Annotated in this window: 1 protein-coding gene; it reads left to right on the forward strand. The window is 73.0% G+C overall.

The window, feature by feature from the left end:
- A partial coding sequence (locus AC1DQ3_RS36470) for a hypothetical protein (RefSeq protein WP_477124944.1) occupies positions 1–1,105 on the forward strand: 1,105 nt, incomplete at both ends.

Consider the following 1,105-nt stretch of genomic DNA (forward strand, 5'->3'; position numbering starts at 1 on the left):
AGGCGCTCTCCGTGGAACTGGCCGCCATTCGCGATGCCGTGCCGCGCCGGGACGGGGAAGCCAATCTGCCCTACGCCCGCCGCCTGCACGAGCAGCGGCCCGGCCTCAGCCTGAGCGAACTGTCCCTGCTCTCGGGCGCCACGGAAAGCCATCTGCGCGGCGAGCCGACCTTCAAGACGCTCTCCGTGGAACTGGCCGCCATTCGCGACGCCGTGCCGCGCCGGGACGGGGAAGCCAATCTGGCCTACGCCCGCCGCCTGCGCAGGCAGCGGCCCGGCCTCAGCCTGAGCGAGCTGTCCCTGCTCTCGGGCGCGGCGGAAAGCCATCTGCGCCGCGAGCCGGCCTTCAAGGCGCTCTCCGTGGAACTGGCCGCCATTCGCGACGCCGTGCCGCGCCGGGACGGGGAAGCCAGTCTGGCCTACGCCCGCCGACTGCGCGAGCAGCGGCCCGGCCTCAGCCTGAGCGAGTTGTCCCTGCTCTCGGGCGCCGCGGAAACCCATCTGCGCCGCGAGCCGGCCTTCAAGGCGCTCTCCGTGGAACTGGCCGCCATTCGCGACGCCGTGCCGCGCCGGGACGGGGAAGCCAGTCTGGCCTACGCCCGCCGCCTGCGCGAGCAGCGGCCCGGCCTCGGCCTGAGCGAGCTGTCCCTGCTGTCGGGTGCCATGGAAAACCATCTGCGCGGCGATCCGGCCTTCAAGGCGCTCCCCGTGGAACTGGCCGCCATTCGCGACGCTATTCGCGACGCCGTGCCGCGCCGGGACGGGGAAGCCAGTCTGGCCTACGCCCGCCGACTGCACGAGCAGCGGCCCGGCTTCAGCCTGAGCGAGCTGTCCCTGCTCTCGGGTGCCACGGAAAACCAACTGCGCMGCGAGCCGGCCTTCAAGGCGCTCTCCGTGGAATTGGCCGCCATTCGCGACGCCGTGCCGCGCCGGRACGGGGAAGCCAGTCTGCCCTACGCCCGCCGCCTGCGCGAGCAGCGGCCCGGCCTCGGCCTGAGCGAGCTGTCCCTGCTTTCGGGCACCTTGGAAAGCCATCTGCGCCGCGAGCCGGCCTTCAAGGCGCTCTCCGTGGAACTGGCCGCCATTCGCGACGCCGTGCCGCGCCG

This window comes from Cupriavidus sp. 01T418 (assembly GCF_056398885.1).